Source organism: Plasticicumulans sp. (assembly GCF_035331805.1).
In the GTDB taxonomy this organism is placed as follows: Bacteria; Pseudomonadota; Gammaproteobacteria; order Competibacterales; family Competibacteraceae; genus Plasticicumulans.
Window position 1 is genome coordinate 1 of record NZ_DAOLKE010000439.1, and the last position, 2,588, is coordinate 2,588.

2 protein-coding genes are annotated in these 2,588 nt (G+C 70.4%); one reads left to right on the forward strand and one right to left on the reverse strand.

The genetic code is table 11. The features are described from left to right. Positions 1–36: 36 nt before the first annotated feature. Positions 37–957 (reverse strand): cobalamin-binding protein, encoded by a 921-nt coding sequence (locus PKE44_RS18075; RefSeq protein WP_311099066.1) that lies wholly within the window; start codon positions 955–957, stop codon positions 37–39. A 242-nt stretch (positions 958–1,199) separates the two neighbouring features. Between PKE44_RS18075 and PKE44_RS18080 the strand changes: the two genes are divergently transcribed. Beyond that, positions 1,200–2,588, forward strand: a 1,389-nt coding sequence (locus PKE44_RS18080) for a cobyric acid synthase (protein ID WP_324554026.1), incomplete at its 3' end; no start/stop codon positions are given.

A 2,588-nucleotide genomic window follows, 5' to 3' on the forward strand; every position in this document is an offset into this window, starting at 1 on the left:
TACCGCCCGCCGCCGCGCTGAAGGCCGGCGGCCGACTCAGCGGCGGCGCTGGCGCGCCTGTTCGAGATGCCGGCAGAGTTGCCCGGCGCCTTCGAGCAGGCGCGGCGTGTGGCGCTGGATCAGGTCGGGCGGAACGAAGAACAGGTTGTCGCGCTGCACCGCGGTGATGCGCGGCCATTTCTTCCAGTCGTCTAGCCATTCCGGACGCGCCTCGCCCATGCCGCTGGCGACGATCGCCTCCGGGTTGCTGGCGATCACCGCTTCGACCGTGACGCTCGCCGCCATCGCTTCCAGCGTGCCGAAAACGTTCTCGCCGCCGCACAGGTGAATGGCGTCCGAGATGATCTGACTGCGGCCGACGGTCATCAGCGGCTGCTTCCAGATCTGGTAGAAGGTGCGCACACTTGCTTTGCCTGAATACTGCGTCCGCAGTGCGGCAAGCCGCTGGCGGAAGCGCTGCGCGGTGACGCTCGCCACGCCCTGCGTGCCGGCGAGCGTGCCCAGACGCTCGATCTCGCTGGCCACGTCTTCGATGCGGTTCGGCTGCGAGACGTAGAGCGTGTAGCCTAGCCCGTGCAGCTTGTCGAGATTGGCCGTCGCGTTGCCCGACTGCCAGCCGACGACGAGGTCGGGCTTGAGCGCCGCCACAGCTTCCAGATCGAGCCGTGCATAGCTGCCGACGCGCGCGATCTTCTTCGCCGCTTCCGGGTAATTGCTGTAATCGACCGTGCCGACGATCCGTTCGCCAGCGCCGGCGGCGAACAGCGTCTCGGTCAGGTGCGGCGCCAGACTGACGATACGCTGCGCCGGCTGCGCCAGCCTGACCGTCTGGCCGAGGTCGTCGCGCACACTGACTTCGGCGCCGGCAGCGATCGCCGCTGCGCAGCCGAGCAGCGCGAGCGCGCGCAGGACGCTGCGGCACAGCCAGCGGCTGCGCGGTGTTGCTTTGCCGATCATGGGGTTCCTTGGGCAAGCGGTGAAGACGATCGTGGCCGACGAGTGCGCACCGGACGGGCCGCCGGCCAGGGCCGGAACGCCCGATCAGCGACGCGCCGACGGATTTTAGCGCGCCGCAGCGGCCGGCACCGAAACGAAGCGGCCGCCGCGTGCGAGAATGCGGCCTCCGACGCTTGTGCCGATCCCGCGAACGCCACTCCATGGCAACACCAAGCTCCCCGCCTGCCGGTACACCGGCGCTGATGGTCCAGGGCTGCACTTCCGACGCCGGCAAGAGCACGCTGGTTGCCGCGCTGTGCCGCATCCTGAAACGCCGCGGCGTGCGCGTCGCGCCGTTCAAGCCGCAGAACATGGCGCTCAATTCGGCGGTCACCGTCGACGGCGGCGAGATCGGCCGCGCCCAGGCGCTGCAGGCGCTCGCCGCCGGTCTGCCACCGCATAGCGACTTCAACCCGGTGCTGCTCAAGCCGAACAGCGACCGGCAGGCGCAGGTGATCATCCACGGCAAGGCACTCGACAGTCTGGACGCGATCGCCTACCACGAGTACAAGCCGCGCGCGCTCGCCGCGGTGCTCGAATCGTACCAGCGCTTGTGCGCGCAGTACGCCTGCGTGCTGATCGAGGGCGCGGGCAGCCCGGCCGAAATCAACCTGCGCGACCGCGACATCGCCAACATGGGCTTCGCCGAGGTCGTCGACTGCCCGGTGATCCTGATCGCCGACATCGATCGCGGCGGCGTCTTCGCGCACCTCGTCGGCACGCTGGAACTGCTCTCGCCCTCCGAGCAGGCGCGCATCCGGGGATTTGTCATCAATCGTTTCCGCGGCGACCTCCGCTTGCTCGAATCCGGGCTCGACTGGCTCGAGCAGCGCACCGGCAAGCCGGTGCTCGGCGTTCTGCCCTACCTGCACGGGCTCTACCTGGACGCCGAGGACGCGCTGCCGCGCGCCGAGACGGCCAAGCCGGCGGCCCGCCTGCAGGCGATCGCGCCGGCCTTCCCGCGCATCGCCAACCACAACGACCTCGACCCGCTGCGCTTCCACCCGGCGGTCGATTTCCGCTTCGTCGGCCCGGGCGAGACGCCGCCAGCCGCCGACCTGATCGTCCTCCCGGGATCGAAGGCGGTGCAGGCCGACCTCGCCTGGCTGCGCGCGAACGGCTGGGAAGCGGCGATCCGCCGCCACTTGCGCTACGCCGGCCGCTTGATCGCCATCTGCGGCGGCTACCAGATGCTCGGCCGTCACTTGCACGACCCGCTGGGAATCGAGGGCGAGCCGGGCAGCGCCGCCGGTCTGGGCCTGCTCGACTGCACGACGACGCTGGCCAGCGAGAAGCAACTGAAGAACGTCGTCGGAACGCTGAACCTGCCCGGCCGGCCGGCCGTCCGCGGCTACGAGATACACATGGGCGTGACCACCGGTCCGGCGCTGGCGCGCCCGGCTGCGACGCTGGCCGGCGCAGCCGACGGCGCGCTTTCCGAAGACGGCCAGATCCTCGCCACCTACTGCCACGGACTGTTCGACGAACCGGCAGCGCTGGCCGCACTGTTGCGCTGGGCGGGCGCGCCGGCAGACGCCGCCCCCTTCGACGCCGCGGCACGCCGCGAAGCCGACCTCGACCGGCTGGCCGAC

Excerpts from the sequence above, each read along its gene's own strand:
- PKE44_RS18075 (WP_311099066.1), bottom strand. The coding sequence starts at position 957 with ATGATCGGCAAAGCAACACCGCGCAGCCGCTGGCTGTGCCGCAGCGTC.